This window comes from Lishizhenia sp. (genome assembly GCF_033720595.1).
Lineage (GTDB): Bacteria > Bacteroidota > Bacteroidia > Flavobacteriales_D > Crocinitomicaceae > Lishizhenia.
On record NZ_JAWWCF010000293.1, the window covers coordinates 1 to 2,238 of the forward strand.

The following is a 2,238-nucleotide window of genomic DNA, read 5'->3' on the forward strand; positions in this document are numbered from 1 at the left end:
CAGTATGAAGTGCTGTATGGAAGAAAGAAAATGGATGAAATGCTACTTTCTCGTTCTCACTTCCAGAGCTTGGATGTGAAAAATAAAATGAAGTTAAAAAGGGTAGAGACAGAACGTCAAGCTGAGCAGATTGCCTTGCTGGAAAAAGAAAATGCTTTACAAGGTTTACGCTTGTTTTCTGTAGTTTTAATTGCTTTGTTGGGATTGATAGTAGCGCTTTATTTTGTATTGCGTTACAAACGTAAACACGAGGTGGAAAAACTTCAAAAAGACTTGTTGAAAGCCACCGCAGAAAACCAGTCTGAACGCTTAACAGAGACGAGTATAACTTTAGCCCGTAAGAAAGATTTTGCAGAAGATTTAAAGAAAAAAATTGGAGAATTAGAAGGCTTGGCACCCAATGAAAGGTCGTCCATAAAACTGTTTTTAGAAAATGAATTGCAGATGGATAGTTCTTTGTTGGAAATGGAAAAATTGGTCTCTGAGTTAGGGGAGGAGTTTTTTGCCAAATTAAAACGACAACATACTGAGCTAACCAAAAATGATTTAAAGTTGTGTGGTTTGATACGGTTAAAACTTACGACCAAGCAAATATCAATTGTGAAGTCAATTACCCCACAATCCGTTAAGGTTTCAAAGAATAGACTAAGTAAAAAAATGGGCTTGGAAAAAGGAACCATACTTTACGATTACTTAAAGTCTATTTAACACATTGACGACTATCCTTATGAATATTTTTAAGTTCTAGTTTACAAGGAGCGCTTAAGAAGTTTATTTTTGTGGGTATGATAGTTCGATTGTACGCAATATTCCTATTTATAGCTTTTAGTTTTTCCTTGCTTTTTGCCCGCGCCCAAGAAAGTGAAACGACAACCATTCCTGTAAATGAATGGAGTTTAGAAAAATTGTCCGAACATTTCGAGCATACTAAGGATGTTAAGATAGAGGATATCAATCTAGCCTATCAAAGAGCCATGGATGAGGGGGAGCTCATGTATGCGCTAAAATTTCAACTGAACCTAGCCAGTGTTTATTACGATAGAAAAGAATATCAAGCATCTTTAAAGTATGCCTACGAAGCTTTAATGTTAAAAGGGCTGCCTGAATTTAAAGATGATCAAGGAATAGCTACAAGAATTCATTTTCGAATAGCTTTGGCCTTACAAAGCATAGGCGCTTACAAAGAGGCTATCATTCAAAGAAAATTACAGCAGGAAGAATTATACAAGCAAGGGTTAGATCGTAAAGGACACATCTTGGATCATTACATAGGTAACCTTTATTTGGAATTAAATCAATGGGATTCTGCACGTGTGTATTACCAAGAATACCTTAAATTATCTGAGGAGTATTTAGATGAACGAGAAATTGCATTTGGTAAAAACAACATAGGGATAACGTATATTGAAGAAGGTGATTATGAGGCTGCACTCAGGGAGTTTGAAGTTTCCTATGCCTATTATGTGAAAGACACAACCTCTAAAGGACTTTTTATGAAAGCGACGGTTCTAGGAAATATAGGGAATACAAGGTTTTTCTTGGGGCAAAGTGATAGTGCATTAGTGTTATGGCAGGAGGTTTTAGGATTTTGTAGAAAATCGAAAGACAGTGTTTACATTGCTAAGGCTTTGTTAGAGGTGGCTAAATTGAATTTAGATATTAATAATTACCAGCAATCTTTAGTTAATCTGAAAGAGTTTGAAAAGGTAAAGCAATCGAATTCGCAAGAGTGGTCGAAAATTAACTTAACATTTTATAAATGTTTTAGTGATACCTATGAAGCTATGAAGCTTTACGGTAAGGCATTGGAATATAATAAGAAATACATACGACTCTTTGAATCTTTATATGGAAGTGAAGAAATGGAGGAGTTGTATGCTGCTAAATCAAGTTTTCAAAATTTAAAGATTAAAAGTCAATTACATGAGGAGCAATTGCGGGTGCAGGAACAGGAGAAGAATATTAAAGTTCTAGAACAAAAAACCGCGTTAATTAGATTTAGAATTTTGTTGATAGCCTTGTTGGCTCTGTTGGTAGTAATAGTTGCACTTTTCTTTATCTATCGTCTGAAACGTAAAAATGAAGCCCGAACAACAAAGCGGAATCTCCAAAATCTTCGAAAAGCACGAATGGTTCCGGTTTTTTCAGAATTCCTTTTTGCTCCCGGGCGCACTCCAGTAATACTTCGCGTACCCTTTCGACGTCGCTCCCATAGGATACACCAACTTTAACGACTTC

At 35.9% G+C, this 2,238-nt stretch carries 1 protein-coding gene and 2 pseudogenes; 2 read left to right on the forward strand and 1 reads right to left on the reverse strand.

The window, feature by feature from the left end; all coding sequences use genetic code 11:
- Window positions 1-708, forward strand: a 708-nt coding sequence (locus R3333_RS14170) for a hypothetical protein (RefSeq protein WP_318959422.1), incomplete at its 5' end; no start/stop codon positions are given.
- Between the two features lie 284 nt (window positions 709-992).
- Window positions 993-1,076: pseudogene (locus R3333_RS14175) on the forward strand (hypothetical protein); the annotation flags it as partial.
- A 988-nt stretch (window positions 1,077-2,064) separates the two neighbouring features.
- On the opposite strand, the pseudogene R3333_RS14180 reads toward R3333_RS14175, so the two are convergent.
- Window positions 2,065-2,238: pseudogene (locus R3333_RS14180) on the reverse strand (mechanosensitive ion channel protein MscS); the annotation flags it as partial.